This window comes from Streptomyces scopuliridis (assembly GCF_042790125.1).
GTDB classification, from domain to species: Bacteria; Actinomycetota; Actinomycetes; order Streptomycetales; family Streptomycetaceae; genus Streptomyces; species Streptomyces scopuliridis_A.
Window position 1 is genome coordinate 145,792 of the sequence record NZ_JBHTZS010000011.1, and the last position, 21,589, is coordinate 167,380.

22 protein-coding genes and 1 pseudogene are annotated in these 21,589 nt (G+C 71.9%); 12 read left to right on the forward strand and 11 right to left on the reverse strand.

Annotated features, from left to right (window positions below; translation table 11 throughout):
• Positions 1 to 85: 85 nt before the first annotated feature.
• Positions 86 to 1,588 (forward strand): FAD-dependent oxidoreductase, encoded by a 1,503-nt coding sequence (locus tag ACFRKB_RS19205; RefSeq protein ID WP_383107151.1) that lies wholly within the window; start codon positions 86 to 88, stop codon positions 1,586 to 1,588.
• Entirely contained in the window at positions 1,585 to 2,916 is a 1,332-nt protein-coding gene (locus tag ACFRKB_RS19210; protein ID WP_383107152.1) for an NAD(P)/FAD-dependent oxidoreductase, read from the forward strand. The genes ACFRKB_RS19205 and ACFRKB_RS19210 overlap by 4 nt, the downstream gene beginning before the upstream one ends.
• A 110-nt stretch (positions 2,917 to 3,026) precedes the next feature.
• Here ACFRKB_RS19210 and ACFRKB_RS19215 read toward each other — a convergent pair whose 3' ends face one another.
• Positions 3,027 to 3,584 carry a DUF6630 family protein gene (locus tag ACFRKB_RS19215; RefSeq protein WP_383107154.1) on the reverse strand — a complete coding sequence of 186 codons (558 nt, stop codon included), beginning with the start codon at positions 3,582 to 3,584 and terminating at the stop codon, positions 3,027 to 3,029.
• A gap of 476 nt (positions 3,585 to 4,060) precedes the next feature.
• Between ACFRKB_RS19215 and ACFRKB_RS19220 the strand changes: the two genes are divergently transcribed.
• Both ACFRKB_RS19220 and ACFRKB_RS19225 read left to right on the forward strand, forming a co-directional pair.
• Complete coding sequence (locus ACFRKB_RS19220) at positions 4,061 to 5,803, forward strand: TIGR03767 family metallophosphoesterase (RefSeq protein WP_383107156.1); 1,743 nt, start codon at positions 4,061 to 4,063, stop codon at positions 5,801 to 5,803.
• A 161-nt stretch (positions 5,804 to 5,964) separates the two neighbouring features.
• Positions 5,965 to 7,221: a DUF4032 domain-containing protein gene (locus ACFRKB_RS19225; RefSeq protein ID WP_383107157.1), complete on the forward strand. Its 1,257-nt coding sequence runs from the start codon at positions 5,965 to 5,967 to the stop codon at positions 7,219 to 7,221.
• An 88-nt stretch (positions 7,222 to 7,309) separates the two neighbouring features.
• Here the strand turns inward: ACFRKB_RS19225 and ACFRKB_RS19230 are convergent, their stop codons facing one another.
• The 3 genes from ACFRKB_RS19230 to ACFRKB_RS19240 form a co-directional block, all read right to left on the reverse strand.
• Positions 7,310 to 8,335 (reverse strand): NAD(P)/FAD-dependent oxidoreductase, encoded by a 1,026-nt coding sequence (locus ACFRKB_RS19230; RefSeq protein WP_383107159.1) that lies wholly within the window; start codon positions 8,333 to 8,335, stop codon positions 7,310 to 7,312.
• Positions 8,332 to 8,856 (reverse strand): isoprenylcysteine carboxyl methyltransferase family protein, encoded by a 525-nt coding sequence (locus tag ACFRKB_RS19235; RefSeq protein WP_383107161.1) that lies wholly within the window; start codon positions 8,854 to 8,856, stop codon positions 8,332 to 8,334. Before ACFRKB_RS19235 ends, ACFRKB_RS19230 begins: the two co-directional genes overlap by 4 nt.
• Positions 8,857 to 8,934: 78 nt before the next feature.
• Positions 8,935 to 9,987 carry a type III polyketide synthase gene (locus ACFRKB_RS19240; RefSeq protein WP_383107163.1) on the reverse strand — a complete coding sequence of 351 codons (1,053 nt, stop codon included), beginning with the start codon at positions 9,985 to 9,987 and terminating at the stop codon, positions 8,935 to 8,937.
• A gap of 189 nt (positions 9,988 to 10,176) precedes the next feature.
• Between ACFRKB_RS19240 and ACFRKB_RS19245 the strand changes: the two genes are divergently transcribed.
• Positions 10,177 to 11,055: a UbiA family prenyltransferase gene (locus ACFRKB_RS19245; protein WP_383107164.1), complete on the forward strand. Its 879-nt coding sequence runs from the start codon at positions 10,177 to 10,179 to the stop codon at positions 11,053 to 11,055.
• Positions 11,056 to 11,080: 25 nt separating this feature from the next.
• On the opposite strand, the gene ACFRKB_RS19250 is transcribed toward ACFRKB_RS19245, so the two are convergent.
• Positions 11,081 to 11,821, reverse strand: a complete 741-nt coding sequence (locus tag ACFRKB_RS19250; RefSeq protein ID WP_383107166.1) for a dienelactone hydrolase family protein — start codon at positions 11,819 to 11,821, stop codon at positions 11,081 to 11,083.
• A gap of 177 nt (positions 11,822 to 11,998) precedes the next feature.
• Between ACFRKB_RS19250 and ACFRKB_RS19255 the strand changes: the two genes are divergently transcribed.
• Complete coding sequence (locus tag ACFRKB_RS19255; RefSeq protein WP_383107168.1) at positions 11,999 to 12,454, forward strand: tellurite resistance TerB family protein; 456 nt, start codon at positions 11,999 to 12,001, stop codon at positions 12,452 to 12,454.
• Between the two features lie 85 nt (positions 12,455 to 12,539).
• Here ACFRKB_RS19255 and ACFRKB_RS19260 read toward each other — a convergent pair whose 3' ends face one another.
• Together ACFRKB_RS19260 and ACFRKB_RS19265 are read right to left on the reverse strand one after the other, a co-directional pair.
• Positions 12,540 to 13,640 carry an acyltransferase family protein gene (locus tag ACFRKB_RS19260; RefSeq protein ID WP_383107169.1) on the reverse strand — a complete coding sequence of 367 codons (1,101 nt, stop codon included), beginning with the start codon at positions 13,638 to 13,640 and terminating at the stop codon, positions 12,540 to 12,542.
• Positions 13,641 to 13,833: 193 nt separating this feature from the next.
• The gene (locus ACFRKB_RS19265) at positions 13,834 to 14,739 is read right to left on the reverse strand and encodes an SRPBCC family protein (protein WP_383107171.1); all 906 of its coding nucleotides are present in this window, start codon (positions 14,737 to 14,739) and stop codon (positions 13,834 to 13,836) included.
• A 352-nt stretch (positions 14,740 to 15,091) separates the two neighbouring features.
• On the opposite strand from ACFRKB_RS19265, the pseudogene ACFRKB_RS19270 reads away from it, so the two are divergent.
• Positions 15,092 to 15,499: pseudogene (locus ACFRKB_RS19270) on the forward strand (hypothetical protein); the annotation flags it as partial.
• Between the two features lie 198 nt (positions 15,500 to 15,697).
• Here the strand turns inward: ACFRKB_RS19270 and ACFRKB_RS19275 are convergent.
• Together ACFRKB_RS19275 and ACFRKB_RS19280 are read right to left on the reverse strand one after the other, a co-directional pair.
• Complete coding sequence (locus tag ACFRKB_RS19275; protein ID WP_383107173.1) at positions 15,698 to 16,651, reverse strand: M48 family metalloprotease; 954 nt, start codon at positions 16,649 to 16,651, stop codon at positions 15,698 to 15,700.
• Positions 16,648 to 17,022, reverse strand: a complete 375-nt coding sequence (locus ACFRKB_RS19280) for a BlaI/MecI/CopY family transcriptional regulator (protein ID WP_365970410.1) — start codon at positions 17,020 to 17,022, stop codon at positions 16,648 to 16,650. The genes ACFRKB_RS19275 and ACFRKB_RS19280 overlap by 4 nt, the downstream gene beginning before the upstream one ends.
• 139 nt (positions 17,023 to 17,161) lie before the next feature.
• Here ACFRKB_RS19280 and ACFRKB_RS19285 point away from each other — a divergent pair, with 139 nt between their 5' ends.
• From ACFRKB_RS19285 to ACFRKB_RS19300, 4 genes are read left to right on the forward strand one after another with little or no spacing between them, the layout of a single operon-like run.
• Positions 17,162 to 17,848: a DedA family protein gene (locus tag ACFRKB_RS19285; protein WP_383107175.1), complete on the forward strand. Its 687-nt coding sequence runs from the start codon at positions 17,162 to 17,164 to the stop codon at positions 17,846 to 17,848.
• A complete protein-coding gene (locus ACFRKB_RS19290; protein ID WP_383107177.1) occupies positions 17,845 to 18,480 on the forward strand; it encodes a phosphatase PAP2 family protein in 636 nt (211 codons plus the stop codon). The genes ACFRKB_RS19285 and ACFRKB_RS19290 overlap by 4 nt, the downstream gene beginning before the upstream one ends.
• Complete coding sequence (locus ACFRKB_RS19295) at positions 18,477 to 19,151, forward strand: phosphatase PAP2 family protein (protein ID WP_383107179.1); 675 nt, start codon at positions 18,477 to 18,479, stop codon at positions 19,149 to 19,151. Before ACFRKB_RS19290 ends, ACFRKB_RS19295 begins: the two co-directional genes overlap by 4 nt.
• A gap of 60 nt (positions 19,152 to 19,211) precedes the next feature.
• The gene (locus ACFRKB_RS19300; RefSeq protein ID WP_383107181.1) at positions 19,212 to 19,586 is read left to right on the forward strand and encodes a VOC family protein; all 375 of its coding nucleotides are present in this window, start codon (positions 19,212 to 19,214) and stop codon (positions 19,584 to 19,586) included.
• 21 nt (positions 19,587 to 19,607) lie between these two features.
• On the opposite strand, the gene ACFRKB_RS19305 is transcribed toward ACFRKB_RS19300, so the two are convergent.
• On the reverse strand, positions 19,608 to 20,096 hold the full coding sequence (locus ACFRKB_RS19305) for a GNAT family N-acetyltransferase (RefSeq protein WP_383107183.1): 489 nt from the start codon (positions 20,094 to 20,096) through the stop codon (positions 19,608 to 19,610).
• Positions 20,097 to 20,309: 213 nt separating this feature from the next.
• Here ACFRKB_RS19305 and ACFRKB_RS19310 point away from each other — a divergent pair, with 213 nt between their 5' ends.
• Positions 20,310 to 20,666 carry a PRC-barrel domain-containing protein gene (locus tag ACFRKB_RS19310; RefSeq protein WP_383107184.1) on the forward strand — a complete coding sequence of 119 codons (357 nt, stop codon included), beginning with the start codon at positions 20,310 to 20,312 and terminating at the stop codon, positions 20,664 to 20,666.
• 52 nt (positions 20,667 to 20,718) lie between these two features.
• On the opposite strand, the gene ACFRKB_RS19315 is transcribed toward ACFRKB_RS19310, so the two are convergent.
• On the reverse strand, positions 20,719 to 21,537 hold the full coding sequence (locus ACFRKB_RS19315; RefSeq protein ID WP_383107185.1) for a lipase family protein: 819 nt from the start codon (positions 21,535 to 21,537) through the stop codon (positions 20,719 to 20,721).
• Positions 21,538 to 21,589: the final 52 nt, after the last annotated feature.

Sequence of the window (21,589 nt, forward strand, 5' to 3'; positions counted from 1 at the left end):
GGAACGAGTACCGAACAGACCCGCGGAGAACCCACGCGAACCGAACCCGGCCGGGGCCCCGGTCCCGGCCTGTCCCTGGAGCACCATGACTGTCACGACCTCGGGCACGCTGCCGGACGAGGTGTACGACGTCGCCGTCATCGGCGCCGGAGTGGTCGGCACGGCCATCGCCCGTGAACTGGCCCGCTACCGGCTGCGGATCGCGCTGGTGGAGGCGTCCGACGATGTCGGCGACGGTACGTCCAAGGCCAACACGGCCATTCTGCATACCGGTTTCGACGCCGTGCCCGGTTCGCTGGAGTCCCGGCTCGTACGCGAGGGACAGCGGCGGCTGGCGGAGTACGCCTCACGGACGGGGATCCCCGTCGAACCGCTCGGCGCCCTGCTCGTCGCATGGGACGAGGAACAACTGGCCGCGCTGCCCGCACTGGTGGAGAAGGCCGAGCGCAACGAGTACCACGACACACGGATCATCGGCGCGGACGAGCTGTACTCCCGCGAGCCCCATCTGGGCCCCGGCGCGCTCGGCGCGCTCGACGTCCCCGGCGAGAGCATCATCTGCCCCTGGACGACAACGCTCGCGTACGCCACCCAGGCCGTCGAGGCCGGGGCGGATCTGCATCTCAACTGCCGGGTGGAGAGCGTCACCGGCGCCCCCGGCGACAGGTCACCGCATGAACTGCTCACCGATCGCGGCGTATTGCGGACGCACACACTGATCAACGCCGCCGGACTGTACGGCGACGAGATCGACCGGCTGCTCGGTCACACCGACTTCACGGTCACCCCGCGACGCGGCCAGCTCATGGTCTTCGACAAGTTCGCCCGCGATCTGGTCCGGCACATCCTGCTGCCGGTGCCCACCGCGCTCGGCAAGGGGGTGCTGGTGGCGCCCACGGTGTACGGCAATGTGATGCTCGGGCCGACCGCCGAGGACCTGGACGACAAGACGGCGACCGGATCGACGGCCGAGGGGCTGGACTTCCTGCGGGAGAAGGGCGGACGGATCATGCCGGAGCTGCTCGACGAGGAGGTGACGGCCGTCTACGCGGGGCTGCGCGCCGCCACGGAGGACGACGACTACCGCATCCGTGCCCACCCCGGACAGCGGTACATCACCGTGGGCGGTATCCGCTCCACCGGGCTGACCGCGTCCATGGCGATCGCCGCCCATGTCGTCGAGCTGCTGGCCGGCTCCGGCCGGGAGCTGGGCGCGGCGCGGGAGCTGGCACCGGTGCGGATGCCGAATATCGGCGAGGCGTCACCGCGGCCGTACGAACGCGCCGAACTCATCGCGGCGGACCCGGAGTACGGCAGGATCGTCTGCCACTGCGAACGGGTCTCGCGCGGGGAGATCCGCGACGCCCTCGCCAGTACCGTCCCGCCCCGCTCAGCCGAGGGGCTGCGGCGGCGCACCCGTGCCCGGGGCGGCCGGTGCCAGGGCTTCTACTGCGGCGCGACCGTGCGCGCCCTGCTCGCGCCGGAAGCTTCCGACACGTGCGATACGTACGGCACATCCAGTACGTCCAGTACGCCCGGCACGTCCGGCGGCGGCGAACCATCCCTGCGGCCGGAGGTCGGACCATGAGCGCGACAACAGACGACCGGGACGCCGTGCCCTCCGTCCCGGGCCCCGGCCGACGGCGGCGCTCCGTCGACGTGCTGGTGGTCGGCGCGGGTCCGGCCGGTCTGGCCGCGGCCGAGCGACTGGCCGCCTCGGGCGCCGGTACGGTCGAGGTCGTCGACCGCGAGGAAGAGGCCGGCGGCGTCCCACGCCACTGCTTCCACACCGGATTCGGGGTGCGTGATCTGCACCGTCCGATGAGCGGTCCCGCGTACGCCCGCCACTGGCGCGATCTGGCGGCCGGAGCGGGAGCGACGCTGCGCACCGGGGTCACTGTCACCGGCTGGGCGGGACATCACGGGCGCGAGGACTCCCCCGGCGGCCCCGGGCCGCTCACCGTGGAGACCACCGGACCCGAGGGCCTGGAATGCCTCTCCGCCGGGGCGGTCGTCCTCGCCACCGGTGCGCGCGAACGCCCGCGCAGCGCACGGCTGGTGCCGGGGACACGGCCGGCCGGGGTGTTCACCACCGGCGAGCTGCAACAGGCCGTCCATCTGCACCATCAGCGGATCGGCGCCCGAGCCGTCGTCATCGGCGCCGAACCCGTCAGCTACTCCGCCGCGCGCACCCTGCGGAGCGCGGGCGTGGAGATCGCGGCGATGGTCACCGAACAGCCGCACCACCAGTCCTCCTGGGCCTCGGGCCTCGGCTCCCGGCTGCGTCACCGGGTACCGCTGCTGACCGGCACCACCGTCACCGAACTGCTCGGCCGGGGCCGGCTCACCGGCGTCGCGCTGCGGCACGACGACGGCAGGACGACGACCGTCGGCTGCGACACGGTCGTCTTCACCGGGGACTGGATCCCCGACCACGAGCTGGCCCGCCGGGGCGGGATCGCCCTCGACCGGGGCACCCGGGGTCCGGCGGTCGACACCGCGTTCCGTACGGCCGCGCCCGGCGTCTTCGCCGTCGGCAATCTGCTGCACGCCATCGAACCGGCGGGCACCGCGGCCCGGGAGGGCCGGCTCGTCGCGGGACCCGTGCTCCGGTATCTGACGGACGGCGCGTGGCCGGGCGGCCAGGTGCCGGTGGAGGTGGACGCGCCCCTGCGGTGGGTCGCGCCGAACCGTATCGACCCGCGCGGTCCCCGCCCGCCGCTGGGCCGCTTCACGCTCCGTACGGCGCGCTCGGCGGACCGGCTGTCCTTCCTCGTCGTCAGCCAGGACGGACGGGTGCTGCACCGGGAACGGCTGCGGCGGGGCGCGGTACCGAACCGGCCGCTGTACGCCTCCGCCGACTGGATCGACCGCGCCGACCCCGGCGGCGGCCCGGTCGTGATCAGCGCGGGCTGAGCCCCTGGACGAGCACGTCCGAAGTCCCGGAGCAGCCGCGCGCGCACGGCACAGACGCATACAGCTCAGACGCGTACGGCTCAGGCGCATACGGCTCAGGCGCGTACGGCTCAGGGCTGCTCGGTCCCCAGGACCGCCGCGTAGAACCCGGCGCGCGCGGCGAGCGGGGTCAGCTCACCCGCCCGCCGGGCCGGGAAGCAGACCAGCGGATAGCAGTCCGACTCTATGTCGAGCACCGCGAGCGCCACCCCGAGATCCAGATGGAGCCGCCCGGCGTCGTTGAGGAAGGCCGCGGTGTCCAGCGCCACCGGGTCCGTGCCGTCCGCGCCCTCCGGACCGGCGAGGGACCACGGGTCGTCGGTGGGACGGGATTCGAGGGCCCGGAGCCGGCGCCTGATCTCGTCACCGTCCTCCTTCCAGTCGACCTCGGCCAGCAGCCCCTGGTCGGTGAGCGCGTCGACGAGCGCGATCCACGCGAGGTTCTCGATGGGCGCGTCGATCCCGCGGTCTTCGAGCCGCGTGGCATACGTACGCACGTAGGCGTCCGGATCCTCGTACGCGAACAGGACCTCTTCGGCGACGGCCGGGCGGCCGGGCGCGAGGAGCTCGGCCAGCGCGGTGAGCGCCTGGGCGGCGGTGATGGATACGGAGGCGGGACGGTCCGTCATGATGCTCCTCGGAGGTCGGCTGCACCGGCTCGGGAAACACCCTGCCACGCGGGTCTGACAACGGGCCTGTTCGCGCGGGGCCGCGGAAAGACGCGGGGCCATGGAAAGAGGAGCGGCCCCACCGGCGAGGGGGGACGCACCGGTGGGGCCGGGAGAGCTCGGGCGGCCGGGGGGCGGCCGTGAGCTCGGCTCTGAGATGCGTGTGCCCGGTCCGCCGCGAGGTATGCGCACCACTTTCGAAGGATCCCGTACGTGCCGCGCCTTCCCCGCGGAGTGAACGGTGAGTGACCGGCTCCGGTCCTGTGGCCATGGGCGCGGCGACGGTTCGCCGACGCGGTGATCCCTGTGTGGTGATGGGTGTTGGCCGTTGGAACGTCGTTCACGCGCAGGCCACGCCCGGTGTCAACCATCGAGGAGTAGCCAGGGGGCCGTCCCCGGCGCGCTTGTTGATGCGCTCGCACTCGGGAGGCCGCAGAATGACACGCATACGCTCCGCAGTCACCGCCGTCGACCGCCGCTCCTTTCTCGCCGCCACCGGAGCGGTCGGCGTCTCCGCCGGGATCGGGCTGGCGCTCGGCGCGGGCGGCGGTTCCGGGGAGGCGGCCGCCGCGCCCGGAACCGCCGCACCCTCCGTCCCCAGCCCCCGCACCCCCGCCGCCCCGGCCACGCCCGCCCGTACCGTCCCCGCCCGTACGACGCTGGATTCCATGGCCGCGCCCCGCGATTCCGCCGCGGCCTTCCGGCGGCTCGGCGACGGTCCCGGCTGGCGCAGGGTCGTGCGCGAGACGCTCGCGGCCCCGCGGCCGGGCCGCGCCCAGCGGCGCACCGTACTCAGCTCCTTCGTCCAGCTCACCGATCTGCATCTGGTGGATGTCCAGCACCCGGTGCGCACCGAGTATCTGCGCTCGCAGCAGCTCTCGGGGTGGCGGCCGCAGGAGGCGCTCACCGTGCCGGGGGCGGTGGCCCTGATCGAGCAGATCAACGCGCTGAAGGAGGGGCCCGCGACCGGGGCGCCGCTGTCCTTCGCCGTGACGACGGGCGACAACACCGACAACAACTCCCGGGCGGAACTGGACTGGTTCCTCACGGTGATGAGCGGTGGCCGTATCTCCCCCAACACCGGTGACCTCCAGCGCTACGAAGGGGTGCAGAACTCCGACGAGCGGTTGTTCTGGCACCCGGAGGACTCCCGCCGCGACACCGACAAGCGGCTCGGCTTCCCCCGTATCGACGGGTTCCTCGACGCCGCGATCCGCTCCGTGAACAGCCCCGGACTGCGGATCCCGTGGTACTCGACCGTCGGCAATCACGACGGTCTGGCGAGCGGCGCGATGGCCGACCCGTCCGGTTTCCTCGCGGAGTTCGCCGTCGGCGCGAAGAAGCTGTACGGCATCCCCGACGCCGAGGCCAAGCAGCTGCTGAAGCTCCTCTCGAAGGGCGGCGACCCCAACGGGGAGAAGCTGATCGACCTGCTGCGCCGCTCGAAGCGGGCGATGCGGTCCGTCACCGCCGATCCGCGCCGGGCGCCGTTCGGTCCGCGCGAGTATCTGACCGCGCACCTCGATCCGGCGCGGGCGGGCGCCGGTCCGGCCGGGCACGGCTACACCGCGGCCAACCTGGACGACGACACGCTCTACTACACGTTCCCGATGGGCGAGAACGTCACCGGCATCAGCCTCGACACCACCGACCGCGGCGGGCACTACACCGGCTCGCTCAACACCGCCCAGCTCAACTGGCTGAAGCGCAAGCTCACGGAGCACCGGGACGGATACGTCGTCATCTTCAGCCATCACAACAGCTGGACGATGACCAACACCCACCCCGACCCCGCGCACCCCGGCGAGGCCCGGCACAACGGCGACGAGGTCCTGGCGCTGCTCAAGCGGAACCGCAATGTGCTGGCCTGGGTCAACGGGCACAGCCACCGCAACGCGATCCTTCCGCACGGCAGCTTCTGGGAGATCTCCACCGCCTCGCACATCGACTTCCCGCAGCTCGCGCGGGTCATCGAGATCGCCGACAACGGGGACGGCACGCTCTCGCTGTTCACCACGCTGATCGAGTCGTCGGCGCCGCACAGGACCGACTTCGAGGATCTCTCGCAGACCGGGCTCGCCGCTCTCTACCGGGAGCTGTCGCACAACGCGCCGGGCTCGACCACCGCCCCGGCGGGCACGTCCACGGACCGCAACACCGAACTGCTGCTGAGCCGCTGACGCACCCGGCCGTTCACCTCGCTCGACAGAAGACACCGCCCAGGAAGGGAGGCGCGGCCATCCACCCCGGTCCTGCCCGCGACCGTGCTCACCCGACCCGGCACACTGTCGGGGGCGGTTCCGGATCCGGTGCCCGCCGGACGACCGCCGTGGGAGGCACGATGGCGCTGCAGATCAGCGCGACCAATCCGGAGCAGCCGGCCGTGCTGCTGGATCTGCCGTGGAACACCCCGCTCGACCAGTGGCCGGACGAGTGCCTGGTCGCGCTCCCGCGCGGTATCTCGCGCCATGTGGTGCGCTTCGCCTCTGCGGGGCCCGAGGTCGTGGCGGTCAAGGAGATATCCGAGCGCGGGGCGGTCCGCGAGTTCGGTCTGCTGCGCGATCTGCACCGGCTCGGAATCCCGGCCGTGGACCCGGTCGCGGTGGTGACCGGGCGCGTGGACGGGGACGGGGCGCCCCTGGAGCCGGCGCTGATCACACGGCATCTCAAGGGATCGCTGCCGTACCGCTCGATGTTCGAGTCGACGATGCGGCCGACCACCGTCAAGCGGCTGATGGACGCGCTGGCCGTGCTGCTCGTACGACTCCATCTCGCCGGGTTCGCCTGGGGCGACTGCTCGCTGTCCAACGCGCTCTTCCGTCGGGACGCGGGCGCGTACGCCGCGTATCTGGTGGACGCCGAGACCGGGCAGATCCAGCAGAACCTGAGCCGGGGGCAGCGCGATTACGACATCGAGCTGGCGCGCGTGAACATCGCCGGGGAGCTGATGGATCTGGAGGCGTCGGGCGCGCTGCACCCTTCCGTCGACCCGGTGCCGTTCGGCGCGGCGATCGTCCAGCGGTACGAGGACCTCTGGCACGAGGTGACGCGCGAGTCGGTCTATCCGGTGGACAAGCGGCACTACATCGACCGCCGGATCCGCCGGCTCAACGACCTGGGCTTCGATGTCGCGGAGATGCAGATCGAGCGCTCACCGGTGGGTGACACGGTCACCTTCCTGCCGAAGGTGGTGGACGCGGGCCATCATCAGCGGCAGCTGCTGCGGCTGACCGGCCTGGACGCCGAGGAGAACCAGGCCCGTCGGCTGCTCAACGACCTGGAGAGCTGGATGGCCGGCGAGGAGGACTACGCGCCCGGCGATCCGCTGGGGGCGCGGCCCGAGGTCCTCGCCCACCGCTGGGTCCGCGATGTCTTCCGGCCGACCGTACGGGCCGTACCACTGGAGATGCGCGGCGAGATGGACGCGGCGCAGATCTATCACGAGGTGCTTGAGCACCGCTGGTATCTGTCGGAGGCGGCGGGGCGCGATGTCGGTCTGGAGGCGACGATCGCGGACTACCTCGTGAACGTCCTGCCGCACACGGTGAACGCGATGACGCCTCCGGGGACCGACACGACGGGCGGCCTCTCGCCCTGATCCCGGGGCCCCTCGTCCTGCCCCGGGCCCGCGCCCTGATCCCGGGACCCCGAGCCGCGCGGCCCCCGCGCCTGACAGGCCCCGCGCCTCACTGGAGAGCGCGTACCGCCGCCGCGAACACCGCGGGCATCCTGGCCGCCGCCGGGACGATCAGCCGGGCTCCCGCCGCGTGCCCGCCGACCCTCAGCAGCCCCTCCGTCAGCAGCCGGTGGCGCCGGGACAGCGCGCGCCACCGCCGCTCGTACTCCTGCGGCCGGCCGGCCCGCAGACACCGTACGGCCGCCTCCGCCGACGCCAGCGCGAGCGCGATGCCCTCGCCGGTGAGGGCGTCGACATAGCCCGCCGCGTCACCGACGAGCAGCACCCGGCCCGCGCTGCGGCGGCGTACTCGCTGGCGCAGGGGGCCCGCGCCGCGCACGGCGCCGACCGGCTCGCCGTCCAGCAGCGGGCGCAGCCGCGGGAAGCCGGCCAGGTGCTCGTCGTAACCGCCCTTCGCCGTGGTCAGAACGGCCACCCCGACCAGATCGTCCGCCACGGGTGTCACATACGCCTCCCCCGCCCGCCCTGACGAGGACCAGTGGACCTCCACGAAGTCCGTCCAGGGCTTCATGCGGTAGTGCCGTCGCTGCCCGTACCGCCGGGGCCGCCGGTCCGGAAGGTCCAGGCCGAGGCGGCGCCGTACGGGTGAGCGCAGCCCGTCGGCGGCGACCAGCCAGCGCGCCCGCAGCCCGCCCGCGGTCACGGAGTCCGCGCCCTGCTCCACCTCGCCGACCCGGCCGGTCACGGTCCTGACACCGGCCTCGGCGGCCCGTCGTGCCAGCGCGGCGTGGAGCTCCGTACGCCGCACCCCGAGCCCGGGTCCTTCGTCGAACGGCGCCTCGGCCCGGTGGGTGCCGTGGACATAGCGGATACCGTGCAGCGGATGGCCCGGGAGCGGGCCGAGGCCGAGCGCGGACAGCGCGCGTACGCCACTCGGCATCACGCCTTCGCCGCACGCCTTGTCGACGGGGGTGGTGCGGGGTTCGATCACCACCGTCTCCAGGCCGGCCAGCGCGGCATGGACCGCGGTGGCGAGACCGGCGGGTCCGCCGCCCACCACCAGCAGATCGATCATGGCCGGGCGCCGGCGGCGGCCGACTCCAGCGCGCGGTTCTCGCACCGTATCCGGATCGTCAGCAGCACCGCGTTGAACGCGGTGAACAGCAGCGCGGTGATCCAGGCGCCGTGCACGAGCGGCAGCGCGATCCCCTCCGCGGCCACCGCCACATAGTTGGGGTGGCGGAGCAGCCGGTACGGACCGCCCGTCACCAGCGGCAGTCCCGGCACGACCAGCACCCGGGTGTTCCAGCGCGGGCCGAGCGTACGGACGCACCACCAGCGCAGCGCCTGCGCGGCCAGCACGACGGCCAGCATCGGCCAGCCGAGCGCCGGGTCGAACGGCCGGTCGGCCAGCCATACTTCCGCGAGACAGCCGAGCAGCAGCAGGGTGTGCAGGGCGACCATCGGCGGGTAGTGCCGCCGCCCCCGCTCGACGGCGCCGCGCGCCAGACTCCAGCGCGCGTTGCGCCGGGCGACGACGAGTTCGGCGACGCGCTCCCCGCCCACGGCCAGCACCAGAGCGGTGTACCAGATCATGTCTCCCCGTCCCTCCGTCTCTTCTCCCCGACCGCTTCTCCCCGTTCCGCTCCGCCGGCGCCGCGGGCTCCGGCGGATCTACCAGCGGAGCAGCACCAGCTCGGAGCAGAATCCGGGCCCCATCGCCAGCAGCAGACCGTACGAACCAGGCGGTGCCGGGCGCTCGGCCAGCGTGTCCCGCAGCACATGCAGTACGGAGGAGGACGACAGATTCCCCACCGCCGCCAGCGAACGCCAGGTCATGTCCAGGGCGTCGGCGGGCAGTTGCAGGACCTCTTCGACGGCTTCCAGCACCTTCGGCCCGCCGGGGTGGCACACCCACGCGGTGATGTCCTCGCGCGTCAGGCCGTTGTCGGCGAGGAATCCGTCGACGTCCGCGGCGAGGTTCTTGCGGACAAGCTCCGGAACGCTGGCGTCCAGGACGATCCGGAACCCGGTGCCCGTGATGTCCCAGCCCATCGCCTGCTCGGTGTCCGGATACAGATGGCTGCGCGTGTCGACGACGACCGGGCCGGTTTCCCGGCGCCGGGAGCCACAGGCGACGACGGCCGCGGCGCCGTCCCCGAAGAGCGCGGTGGCGACGAGGTTGGCGGACGAGGCGTCGTCGCGCTGGAAGGTGAGCGAGCACAGCTCGACCGACAGGAGGACGGCCACATCGTCGGGCCGTCCGAGCAGATAGTCGTGCAGCCGGGCGATGCCCGCCGCTCCCGCCACACAGCCGAGCCCGAAGACGGGCACTCTCTTCACATCGGACCGCAGTCCGAGCCGCCCGACGAGGCGCGCGTCCACGGAGGGCGCGGCGATCCCCGTCACCGAGGTGAACATCAGCAGATCGACATCGCGCGGGAGGAACCCCGCCTCGTCCAGTGCCCCGCCGACCGCCTCGGCTCCCAGCGACAACGCCCCGGCGATGAACGTGTCGTTGACGGTCCCGAAGTCCTTGAGCCCGTCGTACTGGTCGAGGGGCAGTGCCGTATGGCGCGTGTCCACGCGGGCGCCGCGGTGCAGCCGGTCGAGTACCTGCCGGTCGGCACCTGCGGGCAGACAGGTCTTGGCGACCATGTCCGTGATGTCGTGCTGGGCGTACCGATGCGGAGCCAGGGCTCCACGGACGGCTGCGATACGAGTCATCTGCGGTCCGAGGTCGGGGGCGACTGACGTGGCAATCCCTGCCCCCGCTCGGTCGTGCCACACACGAAGTCGCCTGTACGGCCCTTCAGGGCCGGTGGTACGACGTCGCCATGACGGGTGGTCCGGCGTGGGGAGCCGTACGTATGTGACGGACCGCCCGCTGTCGGTGGGGCTGCCTACGATGGTCGCGTGGACGTTTTCGAGCAGGCGGGGAGCACTGTCCGTACGCCGCTCGGCGGGGCGCCGGGAGGGTGGCCGCGCCGGGTGTGCGCGCTGCTGGGGGCGTGCCATCCGGGGCCCACGGTCGCGGTGACGCTGCTGGTCGCGGGGCTCGCGGTGGCCGCCGGGCAGGACGCGTCCGGCTGTCTGCTGGTGACCGCCGCTGTCCTGACGGGGCAGTTGTCGGTCGGCTGGAGCAATGACGCCGTCGACGCGGCGCGGGACGCGGCGGCCGGCCGGCGCGCCAAGCCTGTGGTGGGCGGGGCCGTCGGCGTGCGTACCGTACGGGCCGCTGCCCTGGTGGCGCTGGCGCTGTGCGTTCCGCTGTCGCTGGCGTACGGGGCGCTCGCGGGCGTGGTGCATCTGGTGGGGGTGGCCGCCGCCTGGCTGTACAACGTCCGGCTGAAGTCGACGGTGCTGTCGTGGCTGCCGTACGCGATCGGGTTCGCGTCCCTGCCCGCGTGTGTGACGCTCGGTCTGCCGGGACAGCCCTGGCCGGACTGGTGGGTCGTCACCGCCGCGGCGCTGGTGGGGGTCGGCGCGCATCTCGGCAATGTGCTGCCGGACATCGAGGCGGATCTCGCCCTGGGGGTACGGGGCTGGCCGCAGCGGCTGGGGCCGGCCGCGGTGCGGCTGCTGCTGCCGGCCCCGCTGGTGGCGGCGACGGTCCTGCTCGCGGTCGGCGGAGCGGGCGCGCTCGGTGTCGTCGCCGTCTCCGTGGCGCTGATCACGGCGGTCGGCGGCTCACTGCTGGGCCGCCGCCGTCCCAGGGCGCCGTTCCTCGCGGCGATCGTGGTCGCGGGCGCCGATGTCGGGCTCCTGCTGTGGCAGGGCGCGGCGCTCGCCTGACCCGGCTCGGCCGAATCGCCGAGCGTCAGCCGGAGGCGCCGAGCCGGTCGTTGAGGAAGGCGACCGTACGCTCCCAGGCGAGCGCGGCGGATGGGGCGTGGTACGTCTCGGGGCGGCCGTCGTTGAAGAAGGCGTGGCCCGCCCCCGCGTAGAGATGGAGGACCGGAACGATCCCGGACTGGGACTCGATCGCGGTGCGCAGTTCCTTGAGGGACGACGGCGGGACAGTGTCGTCGTCCTCGCCGTAGTGGCCCAGGATCTCGGCCTTGAGGTTCGAGAAGTCGGGCACCCCGTCGCGGTTGACGCCGTAGAACGGTACGGCCGCGGAGACCCGCTGGTCCTTCGCGGCCAGGCTGAGCACGAATCCGCCACCCATGCAGAAGCCGACGGTGCCGATCGAGTCGCCGTCCGTCTCGGGCCGCGCGAGCAGATAGTCGACGGCGCCGGAGAGCAGCTCGACGCCCCGCTCGGTGGGCAGTTCGCCCATCATGCGCAGCGCCTCGCCGGAGTCATGGGCGACCCGGCCGCCGTACAGATCCGGGGCGAGCGCGACGAAGCCGGCCCGGGCGAAGCGGTCGGCGATGTCCTTGATGTGGGCGGTCAGGCCCCACCACTCCTGGATGACGATGACGCCGGGGCCGTGTCCGGCGGGCGGTACGGCGAGATAGCCGTACGCGGTCGTTCCCGCGCTCGGGAACGAGACGTTCTGCAAGGTGGATTCGGTCGGCGCGGTGGAGTCGTTGGAGTCGGTCGGCTCGGTGGCCATGGCGGGTGCTCCCAGCTCTGGTGCGGTGACGGGGCGACCTCGCGATCGTATGAAAAGGGGGCGTCCGGCGGGTGTACGCCTCTCCGGACCGCGCCCGGGTACACCCGACGGGCACGCGGCGGCGGTCTCGCGCGTTGTCGGAGTGGCTCTGTGTGACACCTGAGGAGAGATGACGGAATGGCCCTGTGGGACCGGTTCAAGGAATCCGCCGCGACGATGCAGACGCAGCTCATGGCGAAGAAGAACGACCTCAAGAGCGGCTCGTTCCGCGACGCGAGCATGGCGATGTGCGCGCTGGTCGCCGCGGCCGACGGCTCTGTCGACCCCGCCGAGCGCCAGCGGGTCGCCTCGTTGATCGCCACCAATGAAGTGCTGCGGAACTTCCCCGCGGAAGACCTCCAGCGCCGCTTCGACGAATATCTCAACAAGCTGACCACCGACTTCGCGTTCGGCAAGGTGGGCGTCCTCCAGGAGGTGGGCAAGGCCAGGAAGAAGCCCGTCGAGGCACGGGCCGTCATCCAGATCGGCATCGTCATCGGTGGCGCCGACGGTGACTTCGACAAGACGGAGCAGGCCGTGGTCCGCGAAGCCTGCTTCGCGCTCGACCTGCCGCCGCACGAGTTCGACCTCTGACCGGTCGTCCGGTCGGTGACACGCGGGGCGGTGGCCGACGGCCACCGCCCCGCGGTCGTCCTGCCGGGTCTTCTGGCGTCCTCGCTCAGCTCTTGCCGCACCGCTCGGCGGGATCGGCCCTGAACGCCCATGCCATCTCGGGCTCCAGCGCGAAGCGGAAGAGCCGCTGGACCGGGGGCGTACAGAGCAGCGTGACGACGACGCCCGCGAGGACGGTGACGAACACCGCGCCCATGGGCCGGTGCAGCCAGTCGGCGTCGTACCAGTTCCAGGTGCTCGCGCTCTGGGCGAGGAATCCGTGCAGCAGATAGCCGCAGAGCGTGCCGGCTCCCAGCACCGTGAACCACATACGGCGGCCGGGGACCCAGGCGAAGAAGCAGGCGGTCAGTACGAGGGAGCAGCCGAAGAGGGCGAGCGTCATCGGGATCCCGCTCCACCACGGCGCGCCCAGTTCCTGCGCGCTGTCGCGGTGGAAGAACCACGCCATGTTCATCCGGGTGACGGCCCAGTACGCGAAGACGACCGTGGCGGCGAAGACCGGAACGGCGAGCAGGCGTACCTCCTTGCGGCGGACCAGCTGGAAGTGCTCGGGCTTGAGCCGCAGGCCGAGCACGAAGAACGGCAGGAACTGCAGGACCCGCTGGAGATCGAGGTCGTCGCCGATGTCCGGGGAGAGCGTGGCGAGCATGGCGATCGCCAGTGCGATCGGAACCGGCCGGCGCACCAGGCGCCAGATCGGCGCCGTCATCCGCCAGACGAAGAGGGCGAGCAGGAACCAGGTCAGATACCAGGGGTCGAGCAGGGTGATCTCCATGGACGGATCGTCCGCCGCCCATCGGTGAAAGAGGCTGTAGGCGACCTCGAACACGATGTACGGCACGGCGATGCCGGTGATCAGCCGGCGCACCCGGTCGGGGCGGAAGTCGAAACCGCGCGAGAAATAGCCGGAGATGATGATGAATGCCGGCATATGGAAGGTGTAGACGACGATGTAGAGCGCCGAGACCGCCCGGCTGCCGTCCCGCAGCGGCTCCCACGCGTGCCCCATCGCGACCAGCACGATCGCCAGGAACTTGGCGTTGTCGAAGAAGGCGTCCCGCTTCTTGGCCGGTGGCGCGGCCGGCGCGGCTTCCGCCGGTTTCGCGGTCGCCGTGGCCCGTACCGACTGATCAGTGAGCTGCGTCACATGGCCTCCCAGAGGGAACCCTGATCAGCGAACACGCCTCTTACCGAAAATGTGGGGGGAACTCGTGGGGCGAACATTCAAGGCACCCTAACCAGCGCTCGCACCGCCTCTCCACCTGGGTGGCGCGGATCGGGCGGCCCCTACTGAGCCGTCACACACTCGCCACACCGCCTCCTTCGGGTCATCTCTCGGGCTATGCCTTGAGCAGATCCGCCGCGAGCTGGTCGATCCGGGTCCGCCAGGCGGCCAGGACCGCATCCACGTCGGCGCCCTCGGGACCGGTCTGGGTCAGCACCAGCCGGGCCCCGCGCCCCGTCCCCTCGCCCAGCTCCCAGGTGACCGACCCGCCGGGCCGCCAGGTGTAGGTGAGCGACCTCGGCGCCCGGACCTCCGCGACATGGCCCGCCGGGACGTTCTCGGCGGTGAACCCGGCGGGGACGGGCAGACCGGCCACCGGCTCGATACCGGCCGACAGGACATCCCAGACGGTCGCGGCCGGCCGCACCAGCTGGCGTTCCAGCCGGATCCGCGGACCGGCGGTGTCGCCCTCGGCCGGCTCGACGGTGCCACGGCCGAGGCCGAACCGCCGTACGTACGTCTCGTGCAGTTCGCCGGTGTCACGGCCGACGGTGACCGGGCCGCCGGCGAGCAGCTGGGCCAGGGCGGTGATGCACAGGTGCCAGCCGGAGGCGAAGCTCGCCGCGCCCGGGAAATCGTCGAAGGTGTGCACGAGCGTGAGCAACGAGCCTTCGCCGTCGGGCGTGATGGACCAGCTCAGATGGTCGGCGCCCCAGGTGAAAGCGAAGAGGCGGGGCTCGTCGACGTCCGTGACGGTGCCGGTCATGCCCGGTCCGCTGACGCCGGGGAAGTGGAAGCCCATGGCACCGCCGGGGGTGAGATCGACGGTCACCTCGGAGGGGAACCACTGGGCGAGAGCGGCGGGTTCGGTGAGCGCGGCCCAGACCCTCCCGGGAGGGTGCGGGAGCCTGCGTTCCATCCGCAGGGCGGTCCGGCCGTCGGGGGCGGTCGTCAGCGTGTCGTCCTGGGAGATGTCGTGCCAGGTGTGGTCGTACGGGGTGCCGTCGTGCGGGTTGTTCATGAGGGTTGTCCTCCATCGCGTCGAGACCTGCCGGACCCCGGCGGGGCCGGCGTCGCGCGGTATCCGCAGATGCTGGCATATGACCCCATGGCCAGGGACGCTCCGTCACGGCGCGGTGTCATGAAATTTCCGCCATACGGGACGGTGATTACGCTCCGAATCTGGCCGGATCCGTGTCGTGACAGGACATCAGTAAAGGCTTCATAGTTGGAAGTTCGGGCATTCCAGGGTCGTTTTCCACTCCCCCGGGAAATCGCTCCGCCACGGCGCCCGACGGTACCCGCGCAACGTCACCGCAAAAGCACTGCGGCCCAGGCCATCAGGCACACAGAACGGCGCAAGGAGAGCGGCCGTGCATGACGAATTCCTGTGCCATGTCACCGCGTACGGAATCAGCGGTGGACAGCGTATCGGCGTTCCGCTGGGAACATATCGCGCTCCCACTCTGGCACTTGCACTGTGGTGGTTGCGGGATCGCGCTACCTGGATCGCGGAACGGCTCGATCCCAGCCCGGAAAGCGACCATTTTCCGGCCGCCGCGCTCACTCCGGTGGCGCACAGCGTGCCGGACGTACCGACGACACTCCGGACCTGGCGGGACGACACGGCCCATCAGGACATGGTCGCCGAGCATTTGGCGGCCGGGCGTCTCATCCGTGTCGCCACCCGCGACGACACCACGGAATACGAGTTGCTGGCGGAATCGGTGGACGCGCTGCGTATGGACCGCGCGCTGCCGGCTCTGATCACACCGGAAGCCCTGCCGGAGCCGCTTCGCCGGGAACGCCCACTGGTCGCTTCCGCGCCGGGCTCCGCCCACGAGTACCGAGGACATGGCGGCGATCCGGGCCGGAGGATCGGGGGTGATGAATCCTCCGGGGACACCCTGGAGTTCGGCCGGATATACCGGTGAAGCGCGTATGACGAGGGAATCCCGGGTTGTCGCCGGCGCCGCCGGTCAGCGCCCTGGATTCTCTCCCTGCGCGATCTCGATATGGGTGTGCAGGTCGTTCGCCGCCCCCACGGCCGAGGCGCCGGACAGCGTCAGGCACACCAGCAGGGCGCCCGCGACGAGGCGGCGGGTCCGGGGCGTGAGCGCGGGCCGGGCGCCCGTGCCGGTGCCGAGCAGCGCGGCGACCCGCCGGGGCACCGGGCCCGCGGTCGCGGCGAGTACGGTGCGGGCCCTGACGGCCCCGGACAGGCCCGGCACGCCGCGGGCGGCCAGCGCGGCGCGCCCGATCGCGCGGGCGGCCAGACGCCGGTCGCCGACGGCCGCCGCGGCGGCCTCGTCCGCGGCGCGCTCCAGCGCGTAGCCGAGCGGCTCACGCAGCGCGCGCAGGGCCGGGTGGCAGAGCGCGGCCAGCTCCGCCGCCGCGAGCAGGACATGGTGACGGCCGCGCAGATGGGCGCGTTCATGGGCGAACAGCGCCTCGCGCTCCGGCGGCTCCAGGGCGCGCAGCATGCCGGTGGTGACGACGATCCGGCCGGGGCGCCCCGGCAGCGCGTACGCGTCGGGCCGGTCGTCCCGTACCACCGCCAGCTCGTCGTCCGTGCCGCCGGTGACGGTCCTGGCCCGGCGCAGCTCCGCCCGGTCGCGCCGCGCGGCGGCGGTGAGGGCCGCCGTACGCCAGACCAGCAGAGCCCCTGCGACGACCGCGAGCGCGATGGTCACGGGAGGCGGTCCCGCCGTCAGCGGTTCGGCGAGTTCACCGAGGACGGCGACGGCGGGCAGATACGACGCGCCCGGTACGACCAGCAGCACCAGGGTCGCCGAGCTGCTGACGGCCAGGACCAGCGCGGCGGCGGTGAGCAGCCAGGCCGCGGGGCGCGGCGGGAGGACGGCGGCGACGCGGCGGGCGGCGGGCGCCGCGAGGAAGGGCATCAGCAGCGGGATCAGTACGAGGTAGGTCATCCGGCCTCTCCGCTGTCCAGCAGGGAGCGCAGCATCCGCTCGTCCTCGTCGTTGAGCTGGGAGACGAAGCGGGCGAGCACCGCGCTGCGGTCCTCGTCCTTCGCCAGTTCGGAGTGCATACGGCGGGCGGTCAGCCCGGGGGCGTCCTCGGTCGGGGAGTACGCGTAGCCGCGCCCCGATCGGATGCGCGTGACACTGCCCTTCTCGTACAGCCGCGACAGAATCGTGGTGACGGTGGTGCGGGCGAGCGATCCACCGAGCGCTTCCTGGACGCGTCCGGGCGTGAGCGGTTCCTCGGCCGCCCACAGCGCCGCGAGCACACCGGCTTCCAACTCCCCGGCCGGCCGCCGCTCCGCGCCGTCGTCGCCCATGGGAACGCTCCTCCCGTTCTCTTCGTCTACAGTGAAGTAGACCGTCTACAGAACTGTAGTCAATCAGCGCGGGCGGGACACCTCTGTCCATCCGCCGTCCCGCCCATCCCCCGTCCACCATTATGGGAGCAGCCCTTCAATGGACGTATCCGCCCTCGCGACGATGCCGCAGGCAGTGAACCTTCTCGACGCGGGATCACTGCTCTCCGCGTTCGGCGCCCTCGGTATCGCCTTCGTCCTCTTCGCCGAGACCGGCCTCCTCGTCGGTTTCTTCCTCCCCGGGGACTCGCTGCTCTTCACCGCGGGACTGCTCTGTGTCTCCGGCGCGAACGGGACCGCGCATCTCTCGCTCCCGCAGGTCCTGATCGCCTCGGTCCTGGGAGCGCTGCTGGGCGCGCAGACCGGTTACTGGATCGGCCGGCGGGGCGGCCGGGCGCTGCTGGCGCGCAGCCGCGCCCGCAAGCTCCACGAGGGAGCGGCCCGCGCGGAGGAACTGCTCGACCGGTACGGCCACGCGAAGGCCATCGTGCTCGCCCGCTTCGTCCCGGTCGTACGCACCGTGCTGAACCCGCTGGCCGGCGCCCTGAACGTGCCCGCACGCCTCTTCACGCTCTGGCAGGTCATCGGCGGCGTCGTCTGGACCGTCGGTCTCGTACTCGCCGGATACGCGCTCGGCTCGTCCGTGCCCAATGTCGACCGCTATCTGCTGCCCCTCGTCGCGCTGATCGTGATCATCTCGCTCATTCCACTGGCCCTGGAGGTACTGCGCTCCCGCCGTACGGCGGGCACGTCCCCGGCAGGCGAGTCCCCCGAGGAGGCGCGTTGACGGCGAGCGCGTGGACGGCGGCCGTGTCCGGGGACCGATGGTTCGACGAGGGCCTGTACCGGTCCGTGACCGGCCTGGCGGACCGCTCGCCCGGCCCGCTGGACACCGCCGTCTCCCTCTGGTCCACATACGGTCTGCTCTTCTTCGGCGCGCTCCTGCTGGCCGCGTGGTGGCGCGCCCGGCCGACGGCCGGGGCCCCGCGGTTCTCGGCGCGGCCCGTCATGGCGCTCGCCGCGCCCCTCGTACTGGTCCTGGCCTACGTCGCCGGGCTGGCGCTCAAATCGGTGATGCGGGAGCAGCGGCCCTGTCAGACGCTGCACACCATCACCATCGAGGCCTGCCCTCCGCTGGGCGACTGGTCGCTGCCGAGCAACCACGCCGCGATCGCGGCGGCGGCGGCCGTCGCGCTGCTCTTCGTCGACCGCGCGCTCGCGGCGGTCGCGGTCCCGGCCGCGCTGCTGATGGCCGGATCACGGGTCTGGGTCGGGGCGCACTACCCGCACGACGTCGCCCTCGGGCTGCTCGTCGGAGCAGTGGTGGCCTGGGCGTTGATGAGCCTCGCGCGACATTTCGCTCCGCCGGCCGAACGGCTCCATGACACCCCGCTGCGGCCCCTGGTGGCGCGACGGTGAGCCGTGCCGCACCGCCGGTCCGCAGAGCCGTCCGTACGGCGCCACTGGCCGTCACCGTGCTCTGCGGCGCCGCCTTCGCCCTGCTGGCCGTGCTTCTGACCGGCCGCGGCGGCGCCCCGTTCCCGCTGGACACGGCCGCGCTCGACTGGTCGCTGGGGCACCGCTCGTCCCCCGCGGGCGTCGCGGCGGCGCGGGCCGTGACGGCGAGCGGCACCGGCCCGTACCCCTATCTCTGCGCCGTCGTGGCCGGGCTGCTCGCCGGCCGCGATGCGCGGCACCGGCTGCTGGCGGCGGCCGGCGCGCTGGTGTTCCTGCTCGCGGGGCAGGCCGCCCGGTACGGCCTTCTGGCGGCGGTGGCCCGTCCCCGGCCGCCGATGGCGGACTGGCTGACCCATGCCTCCGGATTCGCGTTCCCCTCCGGGCACACCACCACATCGGCGCTCGCGGCGGGTCTGCTGATCTGGGGCCTCGTCCGTCTCGGCCGCCGGTCCCACGCGATACCCGGATGGCTGAGAGGCGTGCTCATCGCGCTCCTCGTCTGCTGGGCCGTCGCCGTGGGGCTGAGCCGGATCTATCTCGGGGTGCACTGGGCCACGGACGTCGTGGGCGGCTGGCTCTACGCCGCCACCTGGCTCGGCCTGGGCGCGTCCTTCATCCAGGCGCGACGATGAGTCCCGGCCCCCGGGGGCGTCTACCCCTTCGACAGCCCTGATCGAGGAAGGACGGCCGTCATGTTCGGCAACAGCAGAGCGTTCAGCGGATTCGCCGTGGACGACATCGACGAGGCCCGGCGGTTCTACGGCGAGACGCTGGGACTGCGGGTGGAGGAGGAGCACGGCCTGCTGCGTCTGCGTCTCGCGGGCGGCACCACCGTGCTCGTCTACCCGAAGCCCGGTCACACACCCGCGTCGTTCACGATTCTCAACTTCCCGGTGGACGACATCGACGCGGCGGTGGACGAACTGGGCCGCCGTGGCGTGACCTTCGAGCGCTACCCCGGAATGGAGGCGGACGACAAGGGCGTCTTCCGGGGCGGCGGCCCGTACATCGCGTGGTTCACGGACCCGGCGGGGAACATCCTGTCCGTGCTCCAGGACCGAGAGTGATTCCTGTTCGGAGCACCGCTCTCAGAGCGCGCGATGCATGATGTGCAGCCCGACATAGCCGTGCGCGGGGTGCAGGAAGCCCTCCGGGAGCGTGCCCAGTACCTCGAAGCCGAGCGACTGGTACAGCTTCACCGCCTGCGCGTTGGTCTCGACGACGGCGTTGAACTGCATCGCGCGGTACCCCGCCGCGCGGGCCCAGTCCATCGTGTACGTACAGAGCGCCCTGCCCACCCCTTGCCCCGCGTGGTCCGGGTCGACCATGTAGCTCGCGCTCGCGATGTGCGAGCTGTTGCCCATGTGGTTCCGGTTCATCTTCGCCGTGCCCAGGACCGTACCCGCGTCGTCCACGGCGACGACGGTACGGTTCGGGGGCGCGATGAGCCACATGTCACGCGCGTCGGTCTCACTGAGCTCGACGGGGTAGGTGAAGGTCACGCCGGCGGCGACGATCCGGTGGAAGAACGGCCAGATGGCGGGCCAGTCCTCGGTGGTGGCTTCCCTGATCAACATGCGGCCAGGATGCCCGTACGCCCCGCGCACCACCAGCGCTTTTCCCGCACACGTCTGCCGCCCGCGCCCCCGGCGCGGCCGGAAGACGCGGCGACGCCCCGGCAGTGTGAATTTCGCACACCGACCGGGAATGTTGTCGAGTGTGGCCGTCCGCCATCCCCGAACGGCGGATACGGATAAGCGGTGAATAAGCGGAGGAGAGGCGAGTCGCTCATGTTCGAAGCTGACGACATCCGGGAGTGGCGCGGCCATGCTGTGGTCGATGCCGAAAAGCGGAAGATCGGCTCGCTGGAAGCCATCTACGTGGACACCGCGACAGACGCGCCATCGTTCGCCACGGTCACGATCGGTCTGCCCACGAAACGGCGGCTGGTCTTTGTCCCGCTGGCCGAGGCCACTGTCGGACCGAATTATCTGAAGGTCCCGTGGGACCGGAAGCTCGCCAAGGACGCCCCCTCGATCGATACCGACGGGGAACTGCTCGCCGAGGACGAACCGCGGATCTTCTCGCACTACGGGCTGCCCTACGCGACCGGTTCGCAGGGCGAGCGCCGGCTCGGCCGCCGCTGAGGAAGGCGCCCGGACCACAGGCGGATCGGGTGGATCAGGTGAATCAGGTGGATCAGGCGAGGTTCTTCTCGATATTCGCCAGATACGCGGTCATGAAATGGTCGCGAATTCCGTCGGAGGCGGGCGCGAACAGATCGGCGGTACGCCCCTTGATCCGGTCCTTGAACCCGTCGATCAGCGGCATCCGGTCGTGGAGTACACCGCCGGCGTCGAAATACCTGACGTGGTCCACATGCGTGAAGACGGGCGCCGGCGGGACCTGTGGAACGACGTCGTTGTTGTTGACGAAGCGGTAAGTGCGGCCCTTCAGCCCGGTGTTGTGCGCGGCGGCCAGCAGCCGGTCGCAGGTGCGGGGCTGTCCGTACGTGTAGATACCGTCGGCGAGGATCCGCGGCTCCTCGAAGTACAGCCGTCCCCCGGCGAGCATGGCGAGCGCGCCGCCCAGGCTGTGCCCGGTGAACCACACCGTCTGGCCGCCGGTGCGGAACGTCTCGACGGCGGACCGTACGTCCGGATACACCGAGGTGAGCGCCCGGTGGAAGCCGAAGTGGACGAAGCCCTTGTTGCCCGGCCCCGGCACGGGCGGGGTGTTGGCGTCGGTCAGCCAGTCACGGATCTCCAGCGGCTGGGTGCCGCGGAACGCGGCGATGATCATCCGGTCGCTGGCGGCGACATACGCCTGGGTGTCCTCCAGAGGGAACGGCAGTTCATGGCGGGCCTCGATGTGCCGGAACCGGTCGAACCCCCAGTCCGCGAGGACGGTCCGCGTCTCGTCCTCGTCGTGGTAGGCCAGCTCCGCGGCCTTCGCCAGCCAGTAGGCATGGGCCAGTTGGTAGCCGGTCGTCTGGTGGTCGAGCGGGGCGACGGGCATGGCGAACCTCCGGGGCGTACACGGACACGGGCGTGCGGTGACGGGTCCGATG

Excerpts from the sequence above, each read along its gene's own strand:
- ACFRKB_RS19205 (WP_383107151.1), top strand. The coding sequence starts at position 86 with ATGACTGTCACGACCTCGGGCACGCTGCCGGACGAGGTGTACGACGTC.
- ACFRKB_RS19210 (WP_383107152.1), top strand. The coding sequence starts at position 1,585 with ATGAGCGCGACAACAGACGACCGGGACGCCGTGCCCTCCGTCCCGGGC.
- ACFRKB_RS19215 (WP_383107154.1), bottom strand. The coding sequence starts at position 3,584 with ATGACGGACCGTCCCGCCTCCGTATCCATCACCGCCGCCCAGGCGCTC.
- ACFRKB_RS19220 (WP_383107156.1), top strand. The coding sequence starts at position 4,061 with ATGACACGCATACGCTCCGCAGTCACCGCCGTCGACCGCCGCTCCTTT.
- ACFRKB_RS19225 (WP_383107157.1), top strand. The coding sequence starts at position 5,965 with ATGGCGCTGCAGATCAGCGCGACCAATCCGGAGCAGCCGGCCGTGCTG.
- ACFRKB_RS19230 (WP_383107159.1), bottom strand. The coding sequence starts at position 8,335 with ATGATCGATCTGCTGGTGGTGGGCGGCGGACCCGCCGGTCTCGCCACC.
- ACFRKB_RS19235 (WP_383107161.1), bottom strand. The coding sequence starts at position 8,856 with ATGATCTGGTACACCGCTCTGGTGCTGGCCGTGGGCGGGGAGCGCGTC.
- ACFRKB_RS19240 (WP_383107163.1), bottom strand. The coding sequence starts at position 9,987 with ATGACTCGTATCGCAGCCGTCCGTGGAGCCCTGGCTCCGCATCGGTAC.
- ACFRKB_RS19250 (WP_383107166.1), bottom strand. The coding sequence starts at position 11,821 with ATGGCCACCGAGCCGACCGACTCCAACGACTCCACCGCGCCGACCGAA.
- ACFRKB_RS19255 (WP_383107168.1), top strand. The coding sequence starts at position 11,999 with ATGGCCCTGTGGGACCGGTTCAAGGAATCCGCCGCGACGATGCAGACG.
- ACFRKB_RS19265 (WP_383107171.1), bottom strand. The coding sequence starts at position 14,739 with ATGAACAACCCGCACGACGGCACCCCGTACGACCACACCTGGCACGAC.
- ACFRKB_RS19275 (WP_383107173.1), bottom strand. The coding sequence starts at position 16,651 with ATGACCTACCTCGTACTGATCCCGCTGCTGATGCCCTTCCTCGCGGCG.
- ACFRKB_RS19280 (WP_365970410.1), bottom strand. The coding sequence starts at position 17,022 with ATGGGCGACGACGGCGCGGAGCGGCGGCCGGCCGGGGAGTTGGAAGCC.
- ACFRKB_RS19285 (WP_383107175.1), top strand. The coding sequence starts at position 17,162 with ATGGACGTATCCGCCCTCGCGACGATGCCGCAGGCAGTGAACCTTCTC.
- ACFRKB_RS19300 (WP_383107181.1), top strand. The coding sequence starts at position 19,212 with ATGTTCGGCAACAGCAGAGCGTTCAGCGGATTCGCCGTGGACGACATC.
- ACFRKB_RS19305 (WP_383107183.1), bottom strand. The coding sequence starts at position 20,096 with ATGTTGATCAGGGAAGCCACCACCGAGGACTGGCCCGCCATCTGGCCG.
- ACFRKB_RS19310 (WP_383107184.1), top strand. The coding sequence starts at position 20,310 with ATGTTCGAAGCTGACGACATCCGGGAGTGGCGCGGCCATGCTGTGGTC.
- ACFRKB_RS19315 (WP_383107185.1), bottom strand. The coding sequence starts at position 21,537 with ATGCCCGTCGCCCCGCTCGACCACCAGACGACCGGCTACCAACTGGCC.